This window comes from Comamonas sp. JNW (assembly GCF_003105075.1).
Lineage (GTDB): Bacteria > Pseudomonadota > Gammaproteobacteria > Burkholderiales > Burkholderiaceae_C > Comamonas > Comamonas squillarum.
On the sequence record NZ_QETI01000006.1, the window covers coordinates 87,699 to 109,771 of the forward strand.

The window sequence follows — 22,073 nt, forward strand, 5'->3', positions numbered from 1 at the left end:
TGAAGCCGGGCCTGGCCCCGTTTCCAAAGACACAACGACTCAACGAAAGACTTCCGATGCAGATTGAAACGCCACCCAGCGAAAAGCCTTATGAAAAGCCCGAGGGCGAGCGCCGTGGCCTGGTGATCGTCAACACCGGCGATGGCAAGGGCAAGACCACGGCGGCCTTTGGCCTGGCGTTCCGCGCCACGGGCCGGGGCAAGGCCGTGAAGGTCTACCAGTTCATGAAGGTGCCGACCGCGCGTTTTGGCGAGCACCGCCTGTCTGAGCAGGTGGGCCTGCCGGTCGAAGGCCTGGGCGATGGCTTCAGCTGGAAGAGCCGCGATCTGGAGCACAGCGGCCAGCTGGCGCGCGAAGGCTGGGAAAAGGCCAAGGCAGCCATCCTCTCGGGTGAGTATTTCCTGGTGGTGCTCGATGAGGTCACCTACCCGCTGATCTACGGCTGGCTGCCCTTGCAAGAGGTGCTGGACACCCTGGCCGCGCGCCCCAAGGAGGTGCATGTCTGCATCACCGGCCGGCGCTGCCCGCAGGAGATCATCGATGCGGCCGACACGGTCACCGAGATGACGATGATCAAGCATGCGTTCAAGGCCGGCATTCCGGCGCAGCGCGGCATTGAAGACTGAGGCCCCGCAGCCGATTGCTGGCATGAGCGATATCAACTCCCACGCCCCCATCAGCGCCCCCACGATTGCCGCCACGGCCTTCAGCGAGGCTGAGCGCGCAGCCGTCTACCGCGCCATCCATGAGCGGCGCGACATGCGCCACTTTGCCGGCGGCCAGGTGGACGATGCCGTCCTGCTGCGCCTGCTGCGGGCGGCGCACCATGCGCCCAGCGTTGGCTTTATGCAGCCCTGGCGCTTTATCCGGGTGCGCGATGCGCAGATGCGCGGCCGCATCCATGCGCTGGTTGAAGAGGAGCGGCTGCGCACCGCCCAAGCCTTGGGTGCGCGCGAGGCCGACTTTATGCAGCTCAAGGTGCAGGGTGTGCTGCAGGCGGCCGAGGTGCTGGTGGTGGCCATGCCGCCGGGGCGCGAAGCCCATGTGTTTGGCCGCCGCACCTTGCCCGAGATGGATGTGGCCAGCACCGCCTGCGCGATCCAGAACCTGTGGCTGGCGGCGCGTGCCGAGGGGCTGGGGATGGGCTGGGTATCGCTGTTCGAACCCCAGGCGCTGGCGCAGCTGCTGGCCATGCCCGCAGGTGCGCATCCGTTGGCCGTGTTGTGCCTGGGCCCTGTAGAGGCCTTTTATGCCGAGCCCATGCTGCAGCAAGAGCGCTGGGCCAGCCGCGCGCCCTTGCAGGACATGCTGATGGACGGGTGCTGGCAGCCAAACCAAGGGACGCAGCCATGAGCGATGGCGGCCTGTGGTCGCTGGCACTGGCCGGTGGCAGCCCGCTGCTGCAACTGGTCCAGGCCTTGGCGGATGCTGGCCCTGCCGTGCCCTGGCAGGCGCCGATGGCGGCCTTGCTGGCGGTCTTGGTGGCCTTGCTGGTGGATCGGCTTTGGGGCGAGCCGCCAGTGCGGCTGCACCCTGTTGTCTATATGGGCCAGCTGCTGGGCATGCTGGGCCAGGGGATTGCGCCGCGCCAGGCGCTGGAGCGCGCTTACGGTCGCTTTGTGCTGGCGGCGCTGGCCTGGTGCATGCTGGCGGCGGGCGCCTGGCTGGTGTATGCGGCACTGCAGTGGCTGCTGCTGTTGGCGCCCTGGTGGCTGGGCGCACTGGGGGCGGGTCTGCTGCTCAAGCCCTTGCTGTCCTGGCGCATGCTGCGCAGCGAGGTGCTGGCGGTGGAGGCCGCGCTCGGCGAATCGCTGGACGCGGGCCGGGCCCGGCTGTCCTGGCTGGTGAGCCGCGATACCGCACAGCTCGAGGCAGCGACAGTGCGCGAGAGCGCGATCGAGACGCTGGCCGAGAACCTGAGCGACTCGGTGCTGGCGCCGCTGTTCTGGTTTGCCGTCGCCGGCCTGCCGGGTGCGGCGCTGTACCGGTTGGCCAACACGGCCGATGCGATGTGGGGCTACCCAGGCTGGCGCGGCCAGGGCGCTCAGCGCCGCCACTGGCAGTGGGCGGGCAAATGGGCGGCACGGGCCGATGATGTGCTGAACTGGCTGCCGGCCCGCATCACCGCAGCCTGGCTGGCCGCGTTGGCGGGCGGCCTGTCCTGGTCCGGCCTGCGGCGCGATGCGGCGGTCACGCCATCGCCCAATGGCGGCTGGCCCATGGGCGCGATGGCGCGGGCGCTGGGCCTGCACCTGTCCAAACCCGGTGTGTACCAGCTCAACCCGCAAGGCCGGCCGCCGCAGGCCCAGGATGTGCAGCGGGCGCTGGCCCTGGCGGGCCGGGTGGTGTGGGCACAGGCACTGTGCGCCTTGTTGCTGGCCCTGGGTTTGGCGGTAAAGATAGCAATCGCCTCGATGGCGCAAGGAGCATTGGCCCATGGCTGATAACGAGCATGGTGGCACCGACGCCTTGGGCGTGCCGGCGCATGATTTTTCCACCAACCGCAATGCCTGCGGCCCCTGCCCGGAGGCGGTGGCCGCCTTGCAGGCCGCGCACCTGGCGCAGTACCCCGACCCGCACTACACGGCGCTGCGCCTGCAGCTGGCGGCCTTCCATGCGGTGGATCCCGAGCGCTTGGTCATTGGCGGGAGCAGCAGCGAGCTGATCCACCGCCTGACCCAGCATGCGCTGCGCCAGGGTGCCACGCAGGTGAGCCTGCCCCGCTATTCCTATGGCGACTATGCCCAGGCGGCGGAGGTGTGGGGCCTGCGCAGCAGCACCCGCAATCCGGCTTGGGGCGAAGGCCTGCACTGGGCCTGCGAGCCCTCCAGCCCACTGGGCCGTGCCGAAGATATTTGGCAAGCGTTGCCTGCAGACGCTAGCCACCATGGCCTGGTGCTCGATTGCGCCTACCGGCCGCTGTGGCTGGAGGGCCCTGCGCCGCCACGCGACATGGCCGCGCTGTGGCAGCTGTGGACGCCCAACAAGGCACTGGGCATGACGGGGGTACGCGCTGCCTATGCGATTGCACCTGAGGACACGGCACAGGCGCAGATTGATGCACTGCGGGCGCTGGCGCCTTCCTGGGTGGTGGGTGCCCATGGCGTGGCCATGCTGCAGGCCTGGGTGACGCCCGAGGTGCAGGCCTGGCTGGCCCGCAGTCTGGACACCTTGCGCCACTGGAAGGGCCGGCAGCTGGCGCTGTGCGAGCGCCTGGGCTGGGCGGTGCTGCCCGGCCACCAGGCCAATTACTTTGTCGCGCGCCTGCCGCTGGCGCAGGCAGACCTGCCCGCGCGCCTGGCAGCACTGCGCAGCCAGGGTATCAAGCTGCGCGATGCCCGCAGCTTTGGCCTGCCCGGCCATGTGCGCCTGGGCGTGATGGCGCCGGTGGCGCAGGCGGCGCTGGCGCGGGTCTGGCTGTCGCTGGCAGATGCATAGCGAGGACATGCGGCAACCGCTACCATTTGGTATGGATTTACAAACTTTGCAACTGCGCACCGTCTTGGTCGAGCGCTATGTGACGCCGCTGCGCGAGGGCGGCTCAATGCCGGCCGTCGTCGAGGCGGACGATCTGGGCCTGTATGTGCTCAAGTTCCGGGGCGCTGGTCAGGGCGTGCGCGCGCTGATGGGCGAGCTCATTTGCGGCGGCATCGCCCGCGCGCTGGGCCTGCCGCTGCCCGAGCTGGTGCTGGCCCTGCTGCACGCCAAGCTCGCGCAAACCGAGCCCGACCCCGAGATCCAGGACCTGATCCGGGCCAGTGATGGCCTCAATGTTGGGCTGGATTACCTGCCCGGCTCGGTCAATTTTGACCCGGCCGTCGATGCGGTGAGCATTGACTTCGCCTCGCGCCTGGTCTGGTTCGATGCGCTGGTCAGCAATGTGGACCGCACGGCCCGCAACACCAATATGCTGATGTGGCAGCGCAAGCCCTGGCTGATTGACCACGGCGCGACCCTGACCTTCCACCATGCCTGGGATGGCACGGTGGCCGACCCGGCCAAGCCCTTTGCGCCGATTGCCGACCATGTGCTGCTGGCCCAGGCCAGCCAGCTGGCCGAGGTGGACGAGGCCCTGGCCGCACAACTGACCGAGCCGGTGCTGAGCGCCATTCTGGCCACGGTGCCCGACTGCTTTTTAGCCAAGGCGGCCGAGGACCGCAATAGCCCGCTGCTGGCCGATCCGCAGGCGCACCGCGCCGCCTATGTGAATTATTTTCTGGCCCGCCTGCAAGCGCGTGGCCGCTGGTTGCAAGGAGCCATCGATGCACGCGCATGATGTGTATGACTACGCTATCGTGCGCGTGGTGCCCCGGGTCGAGCGGGAGGAGTTCATCAACGCCGGCGTGATTGTGTCCTGCCAGCGCAGCGGCTATCTGCAGGCAGCGATGGCGCTCGATGAGGCGCGGCTGCTGGCGCTCGATCCAGAAGTCGATCTGCAGGCCGTCTACCGCCACCTGGGCAGCATTGTCGCTATCTGCGCCGGCGTGCCCGAGGCCGGGCCCATCGGCCAGCTGCCATACCGCGCGCGCTTCCACTGGCTGACGGCCAAGCGCAGCAGCATGATCCAGACTTCGCCCGTGCACACGGGGCTGTGCGCCGATGCGGGCTCGGCGCTGGAGCGCATCATGGCGCGCATGGTGCTGCCGCTGGGCAGCGTGCAGCGATGAGCGCGCGCTGCATCATGGTGCTGGGCACCAGCAGTGGCGCGGGCAAAAGCTGGGTGGCCACGGCGCTGTGCGCCTGGTACCGGGCCCAGGGCTACAAGGTGGCGCCCTTCAAGGCGCAGAACATGAGCAACAACGCCCGCGTGGTGGCCACGCCGGATGGCCAGTGGGGCGAGATTGGCACCGCCCAGTACCTGCAGGCGCTCGCCGCAGGCGCCGTGCCCGATGTGCGCATGAATCCGTTGTTGCTCAAGCCCGAGGCCGACGCGCGCAGCCAGGTGGTGCTGTTTGGCCAGGTGGACGAGGCGCTGTCCAAAATGCCCTGGCGCGGCCGCAGCCTCCAGGTGTGGCCGCAGATCGCGCAGGCGCTCGATGCGCTGCGCGCCGAGAACGATGTGGTGGTGATCGAGGGAGCTGGGTCGCCCGCCGAGATCAATCTGCACCGCAGCGACGTGGTCAATATGCGCGTGGCGCGCCACTGCGATGCGCATTGCCTGCTGGTGGCCGATATCGACCGGGGCGGGGCCTTTGCCCACCTCTACGGCACCTGGGCGCTGCTGCCGCCCGAGGAGCAAAGCCTCATCCAGGGCTTTGTGCTCAACAAGTTTCGGGGCGATGCGGCCTTGCTGGCGCCGGCGCCGCAGATGCTGCAAGACATGACTGGTGTGCCCACGGTGGCCTGCATTCCGATGCAGTTCCAGCATGGCCTGCCCGAAGAAGACGGCGTGTTTGACGACCGGGGCAGTGGTGGTGCCGGGCAACCGGTGCACACCTGCATCGCCATCGTCGCCTACCCGCGCATCAGCAACCTCGACGAGTTCCAGCCGCTGCTGCAACTGCCAGGCGTGCGTGTGGTCTGGGCCCGCACGCCCGCGCAGCTGAGCGATGCGGACTGGGTGATTCTGCCGGGCAGCAAGGCCACCGCAGCCGATCTGGCCTGGATGCGCCAGCAGGGGCTGGATGCGGCTGTCGCCCGCCATGCGCAGGCGGGCAAACGGGTGCTGGGCATTTGCGGCGGCCTGCAGATGCTGGGCGAGGCGCTCGTCGATCTGCATGGCGTGGACGGCAATGCCGCCGGCCTGGGCCTGCTGCCGCTGGTGACGTTGTTTGCGCAGCAAAAGAATGTGCAGCCCACGCGCCTGCTGCTGCCTGCCGTGCAGGCGCCCTGGCAGGCCTTGAGCGGCCTGGTGGTGACGGGTTATGAAATCCACCACGGCCAGACCGAACTGCGCCCCGACATGCAGGCCGGCGCCGCCCAGCCCGCGCAGGAGCTGCTGCCCGGCCTGCTGTGGCAGGGCGGGGCGCCGCAGGTGCTGGGTACCTATGTGCATGGCCTGTTCGAGAATGCCACTGTCATCCATGCGCTGTTTGGCCACGATGCGCCCAGCCTGGACCAGGTCTTTGCGCGCATGGCCCAAGGGGTGGGCGAGTGGTTTGGAGGCCGCCTACCCTGAGTGGGCGGGGCCTTTGCCTGTAGGCCAAATATTGCAAGCGCTGGCGGATTGGGCCGATAGGGGTGCGCTTGCAGCGCAGGCATGCTGTTTGTGTTGCTTCCCATCACCGATAAGGATGATCGCTATGAAAAACATGTTCCGCCAGTCTTTGCAAATGGCCGCGATGGCCCTCGCGCTGGGTACCGCCGGCTATGCCAGCGCCCAATCGGCACCGCCCCCTCCACCACCGCCTGCCAAGCACATGAAGCCCATGCCGCATGGCCCGCACGGTGCCCACCACAAGCGCGGTGAAATGCGCGGCGATGCCCGCGCCAACGCCGATGTGGCCGAAGGCAGCTCTAACGCCCGCGAAGCGGCAGCCGCTCGCCAGGCCGCACGCCAGGGCCAGTTGACCGATCCGGGTTCCAGCTTCCGCGAAAACGCCACCGCACGCTGCGCCGTCTTCAAGACCGATGAAGACCGCCGTGCCTGCGTCGGCCGCGTGGCCCAGGGCCAGGACAGTGGCTCGGTGCAAGGCGGTGGCATCTTGCGCGAGTACACCTATACGGTGCCTGCCAAGTAAGCCGACTGATCTAGTCCATCAACGCTCTGCCCAGCTTTTGCTGCGCAGAGCGTTTTTGCATGGTTTGTGCGCGCCGGGCTGCAAACCGGGGCGGGCAGCGCGATACTGGCGGCTTGGCGTATCACCGTGCCCCGTTCTCTAGCTTGACCATGTCCGAATCCTCGTTCTCCCCGCTCATCCCTTCCATTGCCTCGATTGAGGACGCCGCCTTTCGCCAGCAAGTGCAGCAGCTGCTGGACAACAAGACCAAGCCGCTGGGCTCGCTGGGCTTGCTGGAGGCCCTCGCGCTGCGCATCGCCTCCATTCTGGGTAGCACCCAGCCCCGTCTGGCAGACCCCCAGATGGTGGTGTTTGCAGCCGACCATGGCCTGGTGGCGCAGGGCGTGTCGGCCTACCCGGCCGATGTGACCTGGCAGATGGTGGGCAATTTTCTGGCTGGCGGGGCGGCGGTGAGTGTGCTCTCGCGCCAGCATGGCGTGGCGCTGAATGTGGTCGACTGCGGCGTGGCCCGCGATTTTGAACCCCAGACCGATGCGTTGCCCCCAGGCACGCCGCGCCTGTGGCTGCGCAAGGTGGCTCCGGGCACGCAAGACAGCAGCCTGGGCCCGGCGATGGACATGGCGCAGTGCGAAGCGGCCATTGCCAATGGCCGCGCGCTGCTGCAGGCCTTGCCCGGCAATGCCTTGCTGCTGGGTGAGATGGGCATTGGCAACACCTCGAGCGCGTCGCTGCTGTTGGCGCGGCTGTGCAACCTGGATGTGGAAACCGTCACCGGCGCAGGTACCGGGCTGAGCGGCGAGGGCGTAGCCCGCAAGGCCGCCGTGCTGCGCCGGGTGCTGGCGCGCCATGCCGATGTGCACGAGCCCCTGGCCGTGCTGGCCGCGATGGGCGGGCTGGAAGTGGCCACAATGGTGGGCGCGGTGCTGCAGGCTGCGCTGGAGCGCCGCGTGATCGTGGTCGATGGCTTTATCACCAGCGCGGCCGTGCTGGTGGCCTCACGCCTGCAGCCCGCCGTGCTGGAGCGCTGCGTCTATGCCCACCGCTCGGGCGAGCCCGGCCATAGCCACTTGCTGGCGGCCTTGCAGGCCCAGCCTTTGCTCGACTGGCAGCTGCGCCTGGGCGAAGGCTCGGGTGCGGCGCTGGCCTGGCCGCTGCTGGAGTCGGCCTGCGCGATGCTGCGCGACATGGCCAGCTTTGCATCGGCGGGTGTCAGCACCCAGAGCAACGCTTGATGCCTTGCCGCTGCGATCAGCGCAGCGCGCCTTGCGGTGGCGGTGTCTTGGGCGAGAAATCGCAGTAGCTGCTGACCAGGCATTCCCAGCAGCGCGGCTTGCGCGCCTGGCAGACATAGCGGCCCAGCAGGATCAGCCAGTGGTGCGAATCGACGGCATAGTCGTCCGGCACGCGCTGCATCAGCTGCTTTTCCACCTCCAGCGGGTTCTTGCCGGGCGCCAGGCCGGTGCGGTTGCTGACGCGGAAGATATGGGTGTCCACCGCCATCGTCGGCTGGCCAAAGGCCACATTGAGCACCACATTGGCGGTCTTGCGGCCCACGCCGGGAAGCGCTTCGAGCGCCTCGCGCGTATCGGGCACCTGGCCGCCATGGCGTTCCACCAGAATGCGGCAGGTTTCCATCAGATGCTTGGCCTTGCTGCGGTACAGGCCGATGGTCTTGATATAGCCCTCCAGGCCTTCCAGCCCCAGCGCCAGCATGGCCTGGGGCGTGTTGGCGACCGGAAAGAGCTTGCGGGTGGCCTTGTTCACGCCCACATCGGTTGCCTGGGCCGACAGCAGCACGGCAGCGAGCAGCTCGAACACCGAGGTGTATTCCAGCTCGGTCTGGGGCGAAGGATTGGCCGCCTTCAAGGTGGCGAAGAAGGGTTGGATATCAGCGGTTTTCATCGTGTTGTTGTGCAGGCTCGGCTGCCATTATCTGGTAAGGCCTGAGCCTGGGTCCCTGCATCAGGGCTGCAGCGGCGCCTGCGGCACGCCCTGGCGGATGGCGGCCGAGAAATCCTCACCCGGGCGCACTGCCTTGGCGCGGGCGTTGATGTGCGCGGCCTCATGGATGGCCTCAAAGTCATGCGGGCGGGCGAGGGCGCCCAGGCTGTCCACATACTGGGGCAGGTAGCCGCTGGCCAGCAGGCGCCAGTCCATCGGCAGGCCCGGCACGATGCGGCGCACCATCTCGAACACGATGGTGGTGCAGTTGGCAAACAGCGTGTGGTAGAACTGCGGCGTCTCGACCAGCGCATTGGCCTTGTCCACATAGGCGATGAACAGCGAGCGCATCGCAGCGCGCGGCATGGCGACGCTGTAGAGGTAGACCTCTTCCCCGCGCATATTGCTGCGCACGCGCAGGATGTCGTGCTCATCGGCGGCGACCAGGCTTTGCTCGAACTGCTTGAAAAAGCCGCCTACGGCCGAGAACTGCTCGCCGCGCTCCTTGCGGATCTCCACCGAGAAGGTCAGGTAGCGGCGCGGGCCCTTGCCATCGTCAAAGCCAAAGGACACCAGGGTGTGGGCAATGGCCGGCCCCATCCAGTACGAGGTGCTCATGTCCACCGAGACGAGCTGGCGCAGGTCATAGTTGCGGTCTTCCCAGCGCGGGGTCGCCTTGCTTGCGGTCTGCCAGTCAAAATTGCGCACATTGTGCAGCTGCACCAGGTCGCCCTGCACTGTGCCCGACAGCTGCTGGGCTACATCCGGCGCCCATTTGCGCGTGTTGGACGGCTGGATGCTGGCCCACCAGGCCAGGATGCCTGCCAACAGCAGACCATAGATCAGCAAACCCCGGGGCGCTCGCTGCTGCCACAGCAGGAAGATGCAGTACAGGCCCACCCCCACCCAGACCCCCAGCAGCAGACCCCGGGCCGAGCCCGACTTGACCGACTGTGCCAGCTGAAACCACAGCGCCCCGCAGGCCCAGACAACGCCTGCGAGCATGAGCAGCGAGGCCAGCAATTTGACCAAAACAATAAAGAAAGCGGCGATGCGCATGGTGACAAAATCCTTTGGACCGCAAGCATAGTCGATAGGAGAGGCCAATGGCGGGCTCAGGGATGCCAGAGCGACGCATGGGGCCGGTAAAAAGTAGCAAAATGCCAAGGCGGCCGGTCGCTCGACCTGGCTGCGCTTTTTTGATTTGAGAGAACACTCCATGACACTGCGCTTTGCCTCCCGCCTCGACAATGTCGAGACGTCCGCCATCCGTGAACTGTTCAAGCTGCTGGGCAAGCCCGGCATCATCAGTTTTGCCGGGGGCTTTCCGGATGCAGCCATGTTCGATGTGGAAGGGGTGCGCGAGGCCGCCAATGCGGCGCTGACCGAGGAGCCGGGCGCCGCGCTGCAGTACGGTGCGACCGAGGGCTACCAGCCGTTTCGCGAGCAGATCGTCGGTCTGATGGCCGCCAAGGGCGTGCAGTCGCTGACGCCCGAGCAGCTGATCGTCACCACCGGCAGCCAGCAGGCGCTGGACCTGCTGGGCAAGACCATGATCTCGCCCGGCGACAAGGTGATCGTCGAGGGCCCGACCTTTCTGGCCACGATCCAGTGCTTTCGCCTCTACGGCGCCGAAGTCATCAGCGCCCCCACCGATGAGAACGGCGTCATCCCCGAAGCGCTGGAGCAACTGATCGCCGAGCATCAGCCCAAGCTGGTCTACCTGATCCCCACCTTTGGCAACCCCAGCGGCGCGCTGCTGAGCCTGGAGCGCCGCCGCCAGGTTCTGGAGATGGCCGTGCGCCACCAGACCCTGGTGGTCGAGGACGATCCCTATGGCGACCTGTATTTTGATGCGCCGCCGCCGCCCAGCATGCTGGCGCTGTCGGACAGCGTGCCCGGCAGCCGTGACTACCTGGCCCACTGCGGCAGCATGAGCAAGGTGCTCAGCCCCGGCCTGCGCCTGGGCTGGCTGATTGCGCCGGCCGAGCTGCTGGGCAAGTGCGTGATGTGCAAGCAGTTCAGCGATGCGCATACCAGCACCTTCAGCCAGGCCACCGCCGCCCAGTACCTCAAAGCCGGCCGCATGCCCGCCACCTTGGACCGCGTGCGCACCACCTACGCGGCGCGCAGCAAGGCCATGGGCGAGGGTCTGCGCAGCCAGCTGGGCGATGCCGTGCGCTTTGTGCAGCCGCTGGGCGGCATGTTCATCTGGGTGCAGCTGACGGGCGCCCGAGGCCAGGAGACGGACGGCAATGCGCTGGCCAAGCGCGCCATCGAGCAGGGCGTGGCCTTTGTGCCCGGCACGCCGTTCTTCGCGCAGAACCCCGATACCTCGACCCTGCGCCTGTCGTTTGCCACCGCCGATATCGCGCGCATCGAAGAGGGCATTGCCCGTCTGGCCAAGGCGCTGTAAGCGTTGTTGACACCCCAACGCCGGCATGTGCGCTGTCACATGCCGGCGTTATTCTTTGCCTCGCCCGCCCCGTTTTTAGCCAGGAGCCGCCATGTCCACCCTCGAACCCCTGCAGCAGCGCCTTGAAGCCTTGGAGATCAAGTCCGCCTATGCCGACGACCTGCTCGAAGAGCTGAACCTGACGATATACAAGCAGCAGCAGCAGATCGACCGCCTGCTGCACCTGGTCAAAGACCTGCAGCAGCGCATGCCCGAGACCGGATCTGTTGCGCCAGGTGCACGCGACGAGCTGCCGCCGCACTACTGAGCACACAATTTGCTGCAAATCAGCCCAGAAACAGGGCGGAAAAGGTATTAGGGTTTGCACCTATTTGGTGCGAGAATGTTGGCTTGAATTTTGCAGTGTTCATTGCAGGCGTTGCAGCCTGCACAAGGCGTGTGCTGCAGCGCAGTTTGTCCACCCTCTCTGCCCTAACACCATGTCCATCGACGTCAGCAACATCACCCACAGCATCCAGCTGGCTGTGGCTCCCGTTTTCTTTCTCACCGGGGTGGCGGGCATGATTGGCGCCGTCGCCGGCCGGCTCGCGCGCATCATCGACCGGGGCCGCGTGCTCGAAGACCGCATGATGGCCTCCAAGGACGAGGACTATGTGCAGCGCTCCTTGCTGGAGCTGAACTTTCTGCGCCGCCGCGGGCGCCTGGCCAATCTCTGCATTGGTTTGCTGACCTTGTGCGGCGCGCTGATTGCGCTGACCATCATCTTGCTGTTCGTCGGCCAGACCACCAAGACCGAGATCGACGCCAACAGCTGGTCGCTGGCAGCCATGTTCAGCTTTGGCCTGGGTGTGGTCAGCTTTGTCTCGGCGCTGTGCTGCTTCATGGTCGAGACCATGATGGCCACGCAGCTGCTGAACTTCCATCCGCTGCGCCAGCCGGCCACGATTCCCTGCATGGCCGCGTCCCAGGCGGCTGCCGCTGCGGCCCCGCGCAAAGCAGGGGCCGAGCCCAGCCGCCACGATGCCTTCATGCCCCAGGCCTGAGGCTGGCAGCGGCCCGCCTTAGCAGGCGGTGGATAGGTGCCTAAAGCGCAAAGATATCGTCCTTCGCCGCGCTGCGGGGCGTGATGGCCTTGAGGCGCCACACCAGCGCTACGGCCAGCACGGCCAACTGCACCAGCATACCGCTCCAGGCGAGCCAGCCCAGCGCCGGCGCATGCTGGAAGTTGGACGACAGGCGCGGGTCAAAGGCGCCAAACAGCGGCTCGAACAGCGGCGCCAGCCCCAGTGACCAGAACATGGCCGGCAGCAGGGCGCTGAGCACAAAGACCACCAGCAAGGTCATGCCCAGCGGCGAGCGGCTGCTTTTGCGCAGCGAGAACACCAGGTAGATGCCGCAGTCGCGCAGCACATGCAGCAGCACCATGAAGGCCAGCGGGCCCAGTTGGGAGCGGTTGGACAGCGGGTCGGCATTCCACAACAGGTAGGCTGGCAGCAGCACCGCAAATGCCATGCACCAGCTGATCGGCCACAGTGGCATGTTCTGCCAAAAGCGCCGCCACTGGCCGTGCTGCGCGCTATAGAGCAGGGCGCGCCAGCGCTGCGCCACCTGGCTCTCGAGCGCAGCGGCGTAGTAGGTTACCAGCGCCAGCAGCAGCATGCCGGTCAGCGCCCGGCCGGTGCCGCTGGGCACCAGGCCCACGAGCAGCAGACAGCCCGCCGCATTGCCCAGCGCCCAGGCCCAGGGCGTGGTGGGCACCGACAGCTGCATGGACATGGCCCGCCACAGCGCCAGCAGACCCAGCAGCAAACTGGCGGCCGCGAAAATCAGCAGCAGCGCGCCCGAGCCCAGATGCAGGCCCCACCAGGCGCCGCCACCGTCACCGCCCAGCAGGCTGTCCAGCCCCACCACCAGGCTGCTGACGAGTTGCAGCAGCAGGAACACCAGCACCACCAGCACCCAGACATTGCGGCTCGTGGCCGGTTTGTTGGGATCCATGCTGTAGAGGCGGCTGGCCATCATCGCGCAGTGCAGCGCGCAGGCGCCCACAATGGTGAGGACGAGCACCAGCACGGTCTCGGCCAGCTCGCCCAGCCAGAAGCCGCACAGCAGGGCCGCTGCGGTGCACAGCAGCGCGCCATACCAGGCATAGCTGGGGCCGCCCAGCAGTTTGCCCCAGGCCATGCGCCAGGGGCCCATGGCGCTCATGCGCTGCTGGTCCCAGGTGCGTTCGTTCAGCTCGTCATTGATGCTGGACAGTGCGGTGAAGGTGCCCACGCAGGCGGCCAGCAGGCCTACCAGCGTCATCGCACCCTTGTGCAAATAAACCAGCGGCTGCTTGCCCTCGATCACAAACACGCAGATGGCCAGCATCAGCAAGATGGCCGGCATCAGCACCAGGCGCGCAGGGCTCAGCTCCAGGCTGAGCTGGCGGCGAAATTCCGGATTCATGGCCACTCCTTGGCAAACAGCGCTTGGGGATCAACGGGCGCCTCCAGGCTTTGCTGGTAGCGCTCCTGCAGGCTGGTGCGCGCCTCCTGGTAGCCCAGCACCTGCGCACCATGGGCCACGAGCTGCTGCAGCAGCTGCACGCGGGCAGCAGTGTCATGCGCAGGCATGCCAATCCACAGGATATGAGAGGCGCTGCCCTCACGGCCCGCACGCATATCGACCAGGCGGTAGCCAGCCAGTGCCAGCTCGGGCTGGGCGAGCGGCGCGGCCAGCTCCAGCTGCATCACCAGCTCGGAGGGCAGGGCGCCGATGCCGCCGGCGCCAGCGACCGCATTCAGGGGCCCGTGGCTGGTGATGCGGCCTTCGCGGATCGACAGGATATGGCTGCAGTACTCGTCGAGCTCGCTCAGGATGTGGCTGGAGACGACCAGGGTCATGCCCTGGGCCTGCAGCTGGCGGAACAGGGTCGAGAGGCTGCTGCGCGCTTCCGTATCGAGCCCGCTGGCGGGCTCATCGAGTAGCAGCACCTGGGGCTCATGGATGATGGCCTGGCCAATGGCCACGCGCTGGCGCTGGCCACGCGAGAGATTGCGCGTGGCATGGCCCAGCTTGGCCGTCAGCGCCAATTGCTCGGCCACGGCATGCACGCGCGCGGTGGCTGCCTGGCGGCTCAGGCCCTGGCTTTCGGCGGCGTACTGCAGGCACTGGGCCACGCTCAGGGTCTCGTAGAGCCCGAAGAAATCCGACAGATAGCCCATGCACTGGTGGGCGCGGCGGGGCGCTTGCTGCACATCAATGCCTGCCACCCGGGTGCTGCCGCTCAGCGGCGCTTCCAGCCCGGTAATGCAGCGCAGCAAGGTGGATTTGCCCGCGCCATTGGGCCCCACCAAGGCGGTGACGGTGCCCGCCTCGATCTGCAGGCTCACGCCATGCAGCGCGCGGTGGCCGGGGTAGTCGACGATGAGATCCTGCACCTCAATCATGCTGTGCTCTTTCTAATGAAAACCATGGAGTCCTCCCTCTGCGGCAGCGCCCAGGTAGGCCGGTGCTGCCGCTGCCAGCATCATAGGCGCACCAGCCTGCGCCTTGCTGACAACCCCAGGGCAGCAAGGCTCAAGCCGCAGGCGTGAGCACGCGGCTGGCTGCGCGCATGACGCAGTCCGTCAACCGGGCCAGGCTGGTCTGCGCGCTGCGCGGCAGCGCCCAGTACAGCGGCACGTCCAGCGGGGTGTCGGGCACCAGCGGCACCAGGCTGCCGCGCGCGAGCTGCTCGGCAATCAGCACCGTGGGGTGCATGCCCCAGCCCATGCCGATCTCGCAGGCACGCACATAGCCCTGGTTGGATGGCAGAAAATGCCGGGGACCGCTGCCGCGCGAGGCCATGCCCTGGGCCTGCAGCCACTGGTCCTGCAGCCGGTCCTTGCGGTCAAAGGTCATGATGGGCGCCTGGGCCAGCGCCTGGGTGCTCACCCCGTCTGCAAAGTAACGCGTCATAAAGCCGGGGCTGGCCGCTGCCACATAGCGCATCGTGCCCAGCGGCCAGCTGTTGCAGCCCGGAATCTGGCCGCTGGTGCCGGTCACTGCGCCCAGCACCGCCCCTTCGCGCAGCGCCTGGGCGGTGTGGTCCTGGTCGTCCACGCGCAAATCCAGCAGCTCGTTGCCCGAGGCGGTGAATTCGGCCATCGCATCCATGAACCAGGTCGAGAGCGAGTCGGCATTGACAGCCAGCTTGATGGTGGGCGCGACCGGCGCGTCGGGCAGCAGATCGGGGTTGCTGCGGCGCAGGGCGTTTTCCAGCAAGGCCACCTGCTCGAGGTGCAGGCACAGACGCAGGCCGGCCTCGGTGCCGGTGCAGGGATTGCCGCGCTGCACCAGCACCTGGCCGCTGCGCTCCTCGAGCTGCTTGATGCGCTGCGACACCGCGGATGGGGTGACATGGAGTTTCTTGGCGGCGCGCTCGAAGCTGCCCTCGCGCACCACGGCCGCCAGCGCGGCCAGTCCCAGGTAGTCCAGCATTTAGTTTTGCTTCATTTGACTAAGATTGTTTAATTTTACTTATTTAGTGGTGCGCCGCACAATAGCCGCCATGTGGACAACAAGCATGACTTCTACCTGGCTGGCCGGTTTCACGGTCTGCCTTTCTTTGATCGTCTCGATCGGTGCGCAAAACCTCTATGTGCTGCGCCAGGCCGTGAGCGGCGAGCATGTACGCGCCTGCGTCGCCTGGTGCGTGTTCAGCGATGCGTTGCTGATCGGTATTGGCGTGGCCGGCATGGCCCAGGTGCTGGGGGATTCGCCCACCCTGGCCTACTACCTCACCTTGGGCGGCGCACTGTTTTTGCTGGCCTATGGCCTGATGGCTCTGTGGCGCGCCGCGATGCCCGCTGGCGCAGCGCCTGCTGCCGATGGGGGCGGTGCGCCGGCAACGGTGGCCCGGCGCGGCCTGTGGCGCGTGCTGGGTGCGCTGGTCGTCATCACCTTGTTCAACCCCCATGTCTACCTGGACACGGTGGTGCTGGTGGGTTCGATCGGTGCACGCCAGGACGGCAGCCTCAAATGGATCTTTGTGCTGGGTGCGGCCAGTGCGAGTCTCGCCTGGTTTGTGATGCTGGCCAGCGCCGGCCGGCGCCTGCAAACGCTGTTTGCCAAGCCCCAGGCCTGGCGCGTGATGGACGGCTTTACCGGCGTGATGATGCTGGCGCTGGCCTGGTGGGTATACAGCGGGCTCGGCAGCATCGCAGCGGCCTGAGCCAGGCGATAGCGGGCGGCGCCCAAGGTCTTGTAGATCAAGCCCTGCCGCTGGCTTGCTCTACAATATTTATAGCTGCGCGCTACGCATAACGAATAACCAAAGCCGAGCCATACCGCTGCAAGCCGTGCCTACAAGCACTTGAATTTGCAGCGTTTCCCCTCATGTACCCAGGGTAGGCAAGCAGGCACCCCGCCTGTGGCCCCGGCCTTTTATTTGGAAATTTCGTAGTGAACCCCTCTTTTCGCACCTCTGCATCCGTTCTTGCTTTGACCATCGCCGGTCTGGTTCTGCCAGGCCTGGCCCACGCCAAGCGCATGGGCGGCGGTGTCAAGCGTCCCGCAGCCACGCAAAAGGCGGCCCCTGCACCGGCAGCCAAGCCTGCGACGCCAGCCGCCGCTGCACCCGCGGCCGCTCCAGCAGCGGCTGCAGCCCCTGCCGCTGCGGCACCGGCCGCCGGCGGCTCCAGCATGATGGGCACCATGGGCGCAGCTGCCGTGGGCGCCGTTGCTGGCACGATGGCCGGCAGTGCCATGGCGGGCGCCATGGGCGGTGACAAGGGCAAGGAAGAAGCCGCTGCCAAGGAAGCCGAAGCCAAGAAGGCAGAGGCCGAAGCGGCGGCGCTGCAAAAGCAGGCCGATGATGCCAAGGCCAAGGCCGACGCAGCCCGCTCTGCCGTCAAGTAAAGCAGCGTCTCAACAACCTGAACCCACCCGCAGCTGCTGGCAGCCTGCGGGTTTTTTCATTTTCGCGGAGGCTGTCCAGCTGCCTGCCCGCTCGCCTGCAGGCTGGCGCGCAGAGGGTGCAGCAACTCGCCCAGGCCGTTGTGGTCGATCTCGTGCATCAGTGCCAGCAGCCGGCCCAGATCGCCTTTGGGAAAGCCCTCCCGCGCAAACCAGTTGAGGTAATTGCCTGGCAGGTCCGCAATGGCGCGGCCCTGGTACTTGCCAAAAGGCATGGGGGTGGTGAGCAGGCGCAGCAGCTGATCGGGGTCAAACGGGCTAGACATGGCCCAGAGCATAGCGCGGCCGGCGCCCGGCGGCTGCCCGGACTGTGGCTTTGGGCCATAAAGATCAATTTCTTTATAACCAAATCTCTTTATATTCTTTGATCGATATGCCAATCAAGGCTAGACTTGCACCATCTTGGTTCAGTCCCATCAAGAAAAAATCCATGTGTTGCCCGGGCTGGTCTTTCTCATCTGTTCAAAACACCATGTTCAAAAAAACGCTTTCCGTTCTTGCCATCGCGGCCCTGGCCGTGTCTGCCCACGCTGCTGATGTGGTGCTGAAAGTGGCGGCCTCGCCGGTGCCACATGCCGAAATCCTCAATTTCATCAAGCCCAAGCTCAAGGCTGAGGGTGTGGATCTGCAAGTGCGCGAGTTCAGTGACTACATCCAGCCCAATGCGGCGGTGGAAGACAAGCAGCTCGATGCCAACTTCTTCCAGCACCAGCCTTACCTGGACAGCTACAACAAGGACCGCAAGAGCTCGCTGGTGCAAGTGCCCAATGGCAAGGTGCATGTGGAGCCCTTTGGCGCCTACTCCAGCAAGATCAAGAACATCAAGGACCTGAAGGACGGCGCCACCGTGGCCATCCCCAATGACCCGTCCAACGGCGGCCGCGCCTTGCTGCTGCTGCAAAAGCACGGCCTGATCGAGCTCAAGGACGCCTCCAAGCTGACTTCGACGCCGCTGGACATCGCCAAGAACCCCAAGAAGCTCAAGTTCAAGGAGCTCGAAGCGCCGCTGCTGCCGCGCGCGCTCGGTGACGTGGATCTGGCCCTGATCAACACCAACTACGCGATCGAAGCCAAGCTCAACCCCACGAAGGACGCGCTCTTTATCGAAGGCGCCGATTCGCCCTACACCAACATCATTGCCGCCCGTGCAGACCGCGCCAATGACGAGGCGATTGCCAAGCTGACCCGTGCGCTGCATGGCGACGATGTGAAGAAATTCATCCTGGAGAAGTACAAGGGCGCCGTCGTCCCCGCATTCTGATCGGCAAGTGAGCTGCTCTGGCAGGGCATAACACCATCCCGCACATTTTGTTGACGGGTATTTACAAAAGGCACTCCAACCGAGTGCCTTTTGTTGTTTTGGACGCTGTACCATGCAGGGTCGGCCCGGATAGCGCACACTGCCACGGGCCACTCCAGAATTCGCGACCTCCCCCCATCCATGTCCAAACTCATCGTGCACGGCGGCACCCCTTTGCAGGGCCGCATCATTCCCTCGTCCAACAAGAATGCCGTTTTGCCTGTGCTGTGCGCGACGTTGTTGACGGCCCAGCCCCTGGTGCTCCATGGCGTTCCGGACATCACCGATGTGCGCAAGATCCTGGACATCTTTGGCAAGCTCGGCTCGAGCGTGCAGATGGACTACGCCAGCGGCGTGCTCCAACTGCACCATCGCGATACCCACTTTGATGCCTGCAAGCACCACCTGCCCGAGGAAATGCGCTCATCCATCATGCTGGTGCCGCCGCTGCTGGCCCGCTTTGGCGTGGCGCGGCTGGAGGACAATGTCAAGGGCTGCACCCTGGGCGTGCGCGAGATCGATCCGCACATCGAGGTGTTCCGCCGCTTTGGCGGCCGCGTGGAGCATGGCGAGGGGTCGCTCATCGTGCGCTGCGATGGCCCGCTGCAGGCCACCCAGCACTGGCTCGACTATGCCTCGGTTACCACCACCGAAAACTTTGTGCTGTGCGCGGCCACGGCCAAGGGCAGCTCGGTGCTGACCAACGCCGCCTGCGAGCCGCATGTGCAGGAGTTCTGCCGCTTCATGGTGATGCTGGGCGCCAGGATCGAGGGCATTGGCACCTCGCGCCTGACGGTGCATGGCGTCGAGCAGCTGGGCGGCGGCGAGTTCCATTTTGAGGAAGACTTCCACGAGATCACCACCTTCTTGGCGTTGGGCGCGATCACCGGCGGCGATGTGCAGGTGCGCAACCGAACCCCCGACAACTTCCCGCTGATCGACCGCACCTTTGCCAAGTTTGGCGTACAGATCGAGCACAAGGACGGCTGGTCGCGCGCCATCCGCAAGGGCCCGCTCAAGGTCGAGACGCCGTTTACCCGCAATGTGCTGACCAAGGTCGAGGCCGCGCCCTGGCCTTACTTCCCGGTCGATCTGCTGCCGATCTTCATCGCGCTGGGCGTGCGTGCCGAGGGCAATGCGATGTTCTGGAACAAGGTTTATGACGGCGCCCTGGGCTGGACCGGCGAGCTGTCCAAGTTCGGTGCCCATGTGTTCTCGTCCGACCCGCACCGCATCGTCACGCTGGGCGGCAACCCGCTCAGCCCCGCCGTGGTGGAGAGCCCCTACATCATCCGCGTGGCCATTGCCTTGTTCATGGTTGCCGCCAGCATTGAAGGGCGCTCCGAGATTCGCAATGCCGCGCCGATCAAGCGCGCGCACCCGCGCTTTGTCGAGAACCTGCAAAGCCTGGGCGCCAAGGTGGAGTGGGCGGGCGAGAACTAAGCTGCTTCCATCCCAATACCCAAGCGCTTGCCGACTATGCGGCAGGCGCTTTTTTCATGGGCGGGTGGGTGGCGTGCTCAGGCGACGGCCTGGCCTTCGGTCTTGGGCGCTGCCGCCTGCGGCGGGGCAGAGGGCTTGGCCGTCAGTGCGCTGCCCATCGCTGCAAACATGATCAGTCCAATGGCCGACCACTGGGTTGCGGTCAGCAGCTCGCCCAGCACCAGCATGCCGGCAATGGCGGCAATGGCCGGCTCGGTGGCGAGCATGGTGGAAAAGGCCCCAGAGCTCAGGCGCTTGAGCGCAAACATCTCCAGGGTGTAGGGAATGGCGCTGGAGACAGCGGCCACTGCCAGGCCATAGAGCAGGATCGAAGGCTGCAGCAGCTTGGCGCCGGCCTCGGCAATGCCAAAGGGCACCACCACGATGGCCGCAGTCAGCAGCGCCAGTGACACCACCATGCCGCCATGCATATGGCCGGCGCGCTTGCCCAGCACGATGTAGCCGGCCCAGCAGGCCGAGGCCAGGATCGCAAAGCACAGGCCCACCGGGTCGAGCGCGGCAGTCTGCACACCAAACATCGGCAGCACCAGCAGCAAAAACAGGCCCAGCGCCGCCAAGCCCAGCCAGACCAGATCGAGCAGCCGGCGCGAGGTCCACACCGCCACCGACAGCGGGCCGACAAACTCGATGGCCACCGTCACGCCAAAGGGCAGGCGCTTGATGGCCATGTAAAACAGCAGGTTCATGAGCCCCAGCACCACGCCAAAGATCGCAATCTGCCTCAGGTGCGCCTTGGTAGGCCCAAAGCGCCAGGGGCGCCAGATGAGCAGCAGCAGCAATGCCGAAAAGCCCACGCGCAACGCAGTAGTGCCCTGGGCGCCGACAACGGGGAACAGGTGTTTGGCAAAGCTGGTGCCCAGGCACAGCGCGCTGACCGAGCCCAATACGGCCAAGGAGGGCAGCAGCCGCTGCCAGAGAGAATCTTGCATGGCCGAGATAATATTGCAGCTGGGCGAAGTAAATTGCTCGAAAAATCGGTGCCAAATGCAAGTTTCGCTCTTGCTGCGCACTCCCCCTCCAGGCCCTCGCGATGAACGCTGAACTCGATTCCTTCGACCTGGCCATTTTGGCCATCCTGCAGCGCGACAACCTGCGCCCCCAGCGCGAGGTGGCCGAGCAGGTGAACCTGTCACCGGCTGCCGTGCAGCGCCGCATCCGCCGTCTGCAAGACAGCGGTGTGATTGCGGCCAATACCGCACAGCTCAGCCCCGAGGCGGTGGGCCGGCCGCTGACGATCTTTATCGAGGTGCAGCTGGTCAATGAGCTCGATGCGCTGACCCAGGGCTTCCGCGCCCGGGTGGCGGCTGAGACGGCGGTGCAGCAGTGCTATGCCGTCACCGGCCAGACGGACTACCTGCTGGTGGTGACTGCGCGTGACATGCAGGAGTACCAGGCGATCACCCAGCGGCTGTTTGACGGCGATCAGAATATCCAGCGCTTCAACACCTCGATTGCGCTGGCCACGCTCAAGCGCAGCCTGCATCTGCCGCTGCCCGCGCGATAAGCGCCAGGTTCAGTAAATGGGGCGGGTGAGGAGGGCGCGTTAATGCGCCACCGCCTGCACCGGCAGAAACTGCAGCAAGCTGCCGCCGGCCAGCCCCTGCACATAGCCAATCACCGCGCGGCGGTATTTCTCGGATACGACATCGGCCATCAGGTCATTGCGGGCAATCATCTTGCCAAATTCGCGCTCGAAGCTCAGGTTGCGCTCGCTGGCATTGAGCTCGTTGCTCAGCAGCATGGTTTGGCCATTGCCCAGCTTGCGGTGGGTGAGCATCCAGTTGGCAATCTCCAGGTTGCGCGACGCGTTGTAGACCGCCTGGGCATCGAGCCCATGGATCAGGTAGAAGGTGGTGCGGCCGCCATAGGCGGTGATCAGCATGTCGGCCGTGGCCCAGGTGAAGGCGGCCACCCGGTCGCCGGCAAACTCGGGCGCCAGCGCCATGCTCATGCCGGCAATGTCGCGTTGATCCAACAGTTCGGGCCAGGGTTGCTGGTTTTCGATCGCCTCGCGCACGGCCTTCATCGCCGCCTCGCGGTTGTCAAAACCGCCCTTGCGCCACTCCTGCGGATTGCGGCGGTAGAGCTTGTCCATCAGCACATACAGGCTTTGCAGGTTGGCGCGCATGCTCAAGGTGGCCATGCGGTTCACATCGGACTGGCCCCACTCCTGGGCCTGCATATCGCGTTCGGGGACTTTGCCACGGGTGGCGGGGGTGCTGGAGCAGCCCCCTTGCAGCAATAACGCAGCCAGGCAGGCGGACATTCCAACAGATCGGGCGTAGCGATA

General features: G+C 66.0%; 25 protein-coding genes. 17 read left to right on the top strand and 8 right to left on the bottom strand.

The features are described 5' to 3' along the window. Positions 1-56: 56 nt before the first annotated feature. From cobO to cobT, 9 genes are all read left to right on the top strand, one after another. The gene (cobO, locus tag DCO45_RS10730) at positions 57-626 is read left to right on the top strand and encodes a cob(I)yrinic acid a,c-diamide adenosyltransferase (RefSeq protein ID WP_116925838.1); all 570 of its coding nucleotides are present in this window, start codon (positions 57-59) and stop codon (positions 624-626) included. Between the two features lie 22 nt (positions 627-648). Then, the gene (gene bluB, locus DCO45_RS10735) at positions 649-1,353 is read left to right on the top strand and encodes a 5,6-dimethylbenzimidazole synthase (protein ID WP_116925839.1); all 705 of its coding nucleotides are present in this window, start codon (positions 649-651) and stop codon (positions 1,351-1,353) included. Then, positions 1,350-2,444: an adenosylcobinamide-phosphate synthase CbiB gene (gene cbiB, locus DCO45_RS10740; protein WP_116925840.1), complete on the top strand. Its 1,095-nt coding sequence runs from the start codon at positions 1,350-1,352 to the stop codon at positions 2,442-2,444. The genes bluB and cbiB overlap by 4 nt, the downstream gene beginning before the upstream one ends. Beyond that, positions 2,437-3,438: an aminotransferase class I/II-fold pyridoxal phosphate-dependent enzyme gene (locus DCO45_RS10745; RefSeq protein ID WP_116925841.1), complete on the top strand. Its 1,002-nt coding sequence runs from the start codon at positions 2,437-2,439 to the stop codon at positions 3,436-3,438. Before cbiB ends, DCO45_RS10745 begins: the two co-directional genes overlap by 8 nt. A gap of 52 nt (positions 3,439-3,490) precedes the next feature. After that, positions 3,491-4,276, top strand: a complete 786-nt coding sequence (locus DCO45_RS10750; protein ID WP_116925996.1) for a HipA family kinase — start codon at positions 3,491-3,493, stop codon at positions 4,274-4,276. After that, a complete protein-coding gene (locus tag DCO45_RS10755; RefSeq protein WP_116925842.1) occupies positions 4,263-4,667 on the top strand; it encodes a DUF3037 domain-containing protein in 405 nt (134 codons plus the stop codon). The genes DCO45_RS10750 and DCO45_RS10755 overlap by 14 nt, the downstream gene beginning before the upstream one ends. Continuing rightward, positions 4,664-6,118: a cobyric acid synthase gene (locus DCO45_RS10760; protein ID WP_116925843.1), complete on the top strand. Its 1,455-nt coding sequence runs from the start codon at positions 4,664-4,666 to the stop codon at positions 6,116-6,118. Before DCO45_RS10755 ends, DCO45_RS10760 begins: the two co-directional genes overlap by 4 nt. A 124-nt stretch (positions 6,119-6,242) precedes the next feature. Continuing rightward, complete coding sequence (locus DCO45_RS10765; RefSeq protein ID WP_021025181.1) at positions 6,243-6,680, top strand: hypothetical protein; 438 nt, start codon at positions 6,243-6,245, stop codon at positions 6,678-6,680. Positions 6,681-6,829: 149 nt separating this feature from the next. Next, entirely contained in the window at positions 6,830-7,912 is a 1,083-nt protein-coding gene (gene cobT, locus DCO45_RS10770; protein WP_116925844.1) for a nicotinate-nucleotide--dimethylbenzimidazole phosphoribosyltransferase, read from the top strand. A 16-nt stretch (positions 7,913-7,928) separates the two neighbouring features. Here the strand turns inward: cobT and nth are convergent, their stop codons facing one another. Then, on the bottom strand, positions 7,929-8,582 hold the full coding sequence (nth, locus tag DCO45_RS10775) for an endonuclease III (protein ID WP_116925845.1): 654 nt from the start codon (positions 8,580-8,582) through the stop codon (positions 7,929-7,931). A 60-nt stretch (positions 8,583-8,642) separates the two neighbouring features. Then, positions 8,643-9,680 carry a DUF4105 domain-containing protein gene (locus DCO45_RS10780; RefSeq protein WP_116925846.1) on the bottom strand — a complete coding sequence of 346 codons (1,038 nt, stop codon included), beginning with the start codon at positions 9,678-9,680 and terminating at the stop codon, positions 8,643-8,645. Between the two features lie 160 nt (positions 9,681-9,840). Here DCO45_RS10780 and DCO45_RS10785 point away from each other — a divergent pair, with 160 nt between their 5' ends. The 3 genes from DCO45_RS10785 (at position 9,841) to DCO45_RS10795 (ending at position 12,080) form a co-directional block, all read left to right on the top strand. After that, positions 9,841-11,037 (top strand): PLP-dependent aminotransferase family protein, encoded by a 1,197-nt coding sequence (locus tag DCO45_RS10785; RefSeq protein ID WP_116925847.1) that lies wholly within the window; start codon positions 9,841-9,843, stop codon positions 11,035-11,037. A gap of 91 nt (positions 11,038-11,128) precedes the next feature. After that, complete coding sequence (locus DCO45_RS10790) at positions 11,129-11,344, top strand: SlyX family protein (protein WP_116925848.1); 216 nt, start codon at positions 11,129-11,131, stop codon at positions 11,342-11,344. A gap of 172 nt (positions 11,345-11,516) precedes the next feature. Beyond that, positions 11,517-12,080 (top strand): DUF2721 domain-containing protein, encoded by a 564-nt coding sequence (locus DCO45_RS10795; RefSeq protein ID WP_116925849.1) that lies wholly within the window; start codon positions 11,517-11,519, stop codon positions 12,078-12,080. 40 nt (positions 12,081-12,120) lie between these two features. Here the strand turns inward: DCO45_RS10795 and DCO45_RS10800 are convergent, their stop codons facing one another. From DCO45_RS10800 to DCO45_RS10810, 3 genes are all read right to left on the bottom strand, one after another. Further along, a complete protein-coding gene (locus tag DCO45_RS10800) occupies positions 12,121-13,488 on the bottom strand; it encodes a hypothetical protein (RefSeq protein WP_116925850.1) in 1,368 nt (455 codons plus the stop codon). After that, positions 13,485-14,471: an ABC transporter ATP-binding protein gene (locus DCO45_RS10805; RefSeq protein ID WP_207788069.1), complete on the bottom strand. Its 987-nt coding sequence runs from the start codon at positions 14,469-14,471 to the stop codon at positions 13,485-13,487. Before DCO45_RS10805 ends, DCO45_RS10800 begins: the two co-directional genes overlap by 4 nt. A gap of 130 nt (positions 14,472-14,601) precedes the next feature. Next, positions 14,602-15,504: an HTH-type transcriptional regulator ArgP gene (locus tag DCO45_RS10810; RefSeq protein WP_116925851.1), complete on the bottom strand. Its 903-nt coding sequence runs from the start codon at positions 15,502-15,504 to the stop codon at positions 14,602-14,604. Between the two features lie 70 nt (positions 15,505-15,574). Here DCO45_RS10810 and DCO45_RS10815 point away from each other — a divergent pair, with 70 nt between their 5' ends. Together DCO45_RS10815 and DCO45_RS10820 are read left to right on the top strand one after the other, a co-directional pair. Continuing rightward, positions 15,575-16,237 (top strand): LysE family transporter, encoded by a 663-nt coding sequence (locus DCO45_RS10815; RefSeq protein ID WP_116925852.1) that lies wholly within the window; start codon positions 15,575-15,577, stop codon positions 16,235-16,237. Positions 16,238-16,467: 230 nt separating this feature from the next. Further along, entirely contained in the window at positions 16,468-16,923 is a 456-nt protein-coding gene (locus DCO45_RS10820; protein WP_116925853.1) for an ABC transporter substrate-binding protein, read from the top strand. Positions 16,924-16,979: 56 nt separating this feature from the next. On the opposite strand, the gene DCO45_RS10825 is transcribed toward DCO45_RS10820, so the two are convergent. Continuing rightward, a complete protein-coding gene (locus DCO45_RS10825; RefSeq protein ID WP_116925997.1) occupies positions 16,980-17,246 on the bottom strand; it encodes a DUF3820 family protein in 267 nt (88 codons plus the stop codon). Positions 17,247-17,452: 206 nt separating this feature from the next. On the opposite strand from DCO45_RS10825, the gene DCO45_RS10830 reads away from it, so the two are divergent. Together DCO45_RS10830 and DCO45_RS10835 are read left to right on the top strand one after the other, a co-directional pair. Beyond that, on the top strand, positions 17,453-18,241 hold the full coding sequence (locus tag DCO45_RS10830) for a MetQ/NlpA family ABC transporter substrate-binding protein (protein ID WP_021025165.1): 789 nt from the start codon (positions 17,453-17,455) through the stop codon (positions 18,239-18,241). Between the two features lie 180 nt (positions 18,242-18,421). Next, a complete protein-coding gene (locus tag DCO45_RS10835) occupies positions 18,422-19,723 on the top strand; it encodes a UDP-N-acetylglucosamine 1-carboxyvinyltransferase (protein WP_021025164.1) in 1,302 nt (433 codons plus the stop codon). Between the two features lie 77 nt (positions 19,724-19,800). Here the strand turns inward: DCO45_RS10835 and DCO45_RS10840 are convergent, their stop codons facing one another. After that, positions 19,801-20,712 (bottom strand): DMT family transporter, encoded by a 912-nt coding sequence (locus DCO45_RS10840; protein ID WP_116925854.1) that lies wholly within the window; start codon positions 20,710-20,712, stop codon positions 19,801-19,803. Between the two features lie 101 nt (positions 20,713-20,813). Here DCO45_RS10840 and DCO45_RS10845 point away from each other — a divergent pair, with 101 nt between their 5' ends. Further along, positions 20,814-21,287, top strand: coding sequence for an Lrp/AsnC family transcriptional regulator (locus tag DCO45_RS10845; protein ID WP_116925855.1), 474 nt, complete (start codon positions 20,814-20,816; stop codon positions 21,285-21,287). A 39-nt stretch (positions 21,288-21,326) separates the two neighbouring features. Here the strand turns inward: DCO45_RS10845 and DCO45_RS10850 are convergent, their stop codons facing one another. Beyond that, positions 21,327-22,049 (bottom strand): hypothetical protein, encoded by a 723-nt coding sequence (locus tag DCO45_RS10850; RefSeq protein ID WP_116925856.1) that lies wholly within the window; start codon positions 22,047-22,049, stop codon positions 21,327-21,329. Positions 22,050-22,073: the final 24 nt, after the last annotated feature.

Bases quoted from the DNA above. Each gene is read 5' to 3' on its own strand.
- DCO45_RS10795 (WP_116925849.1), top strand. From the start codon at position 11,517: ATGTCCATCGACGTCAGCAACATCACCCACAGCATCCAGCTGGCTGTG.
- DCO45_RS10785 (WP_116925847.1), top strand. From the start codon at position 9,841: ATGACACTGCGCTTTGCCTCCCGCCTCGACAATGTCGAGACGTCCGCC.
- DCO45_RS10755 (WP_116925842.1), top strand. From the start codon at position 4,263: ATGCACGCGCATGATGTGTATGACTACGCTATCGTGCGCGTGGTGCCC.
- DCO45_RS10800 (WP_116925850.1), bottom strand. From the start codon at position 13,488: ATGAATCCGGAATTTCGCCGCCAGCTCAGCCTGGAGCTGAGCCCTGCG.
- DCO45_RS10745 (WP_116925841.1), top strand. From the start codon at position 2,437: ATGGCTGATAACGAGCATGGTGGCACCGACGCCTTGGGCGTGCCGGCG.
- DCO45_RS10790 (WP_116925848.1), top strand. From the start codon at position 11,129: ATGTCCACCCTCGAACCCCTGCAGCAGCGCCTTGAAGCCTTGGAGATC.
- DCO45_RS10780 (WP_116925846.1), bottom strand. From the start codon at position 9,680: ATGCGCATCGCCGCTTTCTTTATTGTTTTGGTCAAATTGCTGGCCTCG.
- DCO45_RS10830 (WP_021025165.1), top strand. From the start codon at position 17,453: ATGTTCAAAAAAACGCTTTCCGTTCTTGCCATCGCGGCCCTGGCCGTG.
- DCO45_RS10840 (WP_116925854.1), bottom strand. From the start codon at position 20,712: ATGCAAGATTCTCTCTGGCAGCGGCTGCTGCCCTCCTTGGCCGTATTG.
- cobT (WP_116925844.1), top strand. From the start codon at position 6,830: ATGTCCGAATCCTCGTTCTCCCCGCTCATCCCTTCCATTGCCTCGATT.
- cobO (WP_116925838.1), top strand. From the start codon at position 57: ATGCAGATTGAAACGCCACCCAGCGAAAAGCCTTATGAAAAGCCCGAG.
- cbiB (WP_116925840.1), top strand. From the start codon at position 1,350: ATGAGCGATGGCGGCCTGTGGTCGCTGGCACTGGCCGGTGGCAGCCCG.
- nth (WP_116925845.1), bottom strand. From the start codon at position 8,582: ATGAAAACCGCTGATATCCAACCCTTCTTCGCCACCTTGAAGGCGGCC.
- DCO45_RS10805 (WP_207788069.1), bottom strand. From the start codon at position 14,471: ATGATTGAGGTGCAGGATCTCATCGTCGACTACCCCGGCCACCGCGCG.
- bluB (WP_116925839.1), top strand. From the start codon at position 649: ATGAGCGATATCAACTCCCACGCCCCCATCAGCGCCCCCACGATTGCC.
- DCO45_RS10845 (WP_116925855.1), top strand. From the start codon at position 20,814: ATGAACGCTGAACTCGATTCCTTCGACCTGGCCATTTTGGCCATCCTG.
- DCO45_RS10835 (WP_021025164.1), top strand. From the start codon at position 18,422: ATGTCCAAACTCATCGTGCACGGCGGCACCCCTTTGCAGGGCCGCATC.
- DCO45_RS10760 (WP_116925843.1), top strand. From the start codon at position 4,664: ATGAGCGCGCGCTGCATCATGGTGCTGGGCACCAGCAGTGGCGCGGGC.
- DCO45_RS10815 (WP_116925852.1), top strand. From the start codon at position 15,575: ATGTGGACAACAAGCATGACTTCTACCTGGCTGGCCGGTTTCACGGTC.
- DCO45_RS10850 (WP_116925856.1), bottom strand. From the start codon at position 22,049: ATGTCCGCCTGCCTGGCTGCGTTATTGCTGCAAGGGGGCTGCTCCAGC.
- DCO45_RS10825 (WP_116925997.1), bottom strand. From the start codon at position 17,246: ATGTCTAGCCCGTTTGACCCCGATCAGCTGCTGCGCCTGCTCACCACC.
- DCO45_RS10810 (WP_116925851.1), bottom strand. From the start codon at position 15,504: ATGCTGGACTACCTGGGACTGGCCGCGCTGGCGGCCGTGGTGCGCGAG.
- DCO45_RS10765 (WP_021025181.1), top strand. From the start codon at position 6,243: ATGAAAAACATGTTCCGCCAGTCTTTGCAAATGGCCGCGATGGCCCTC.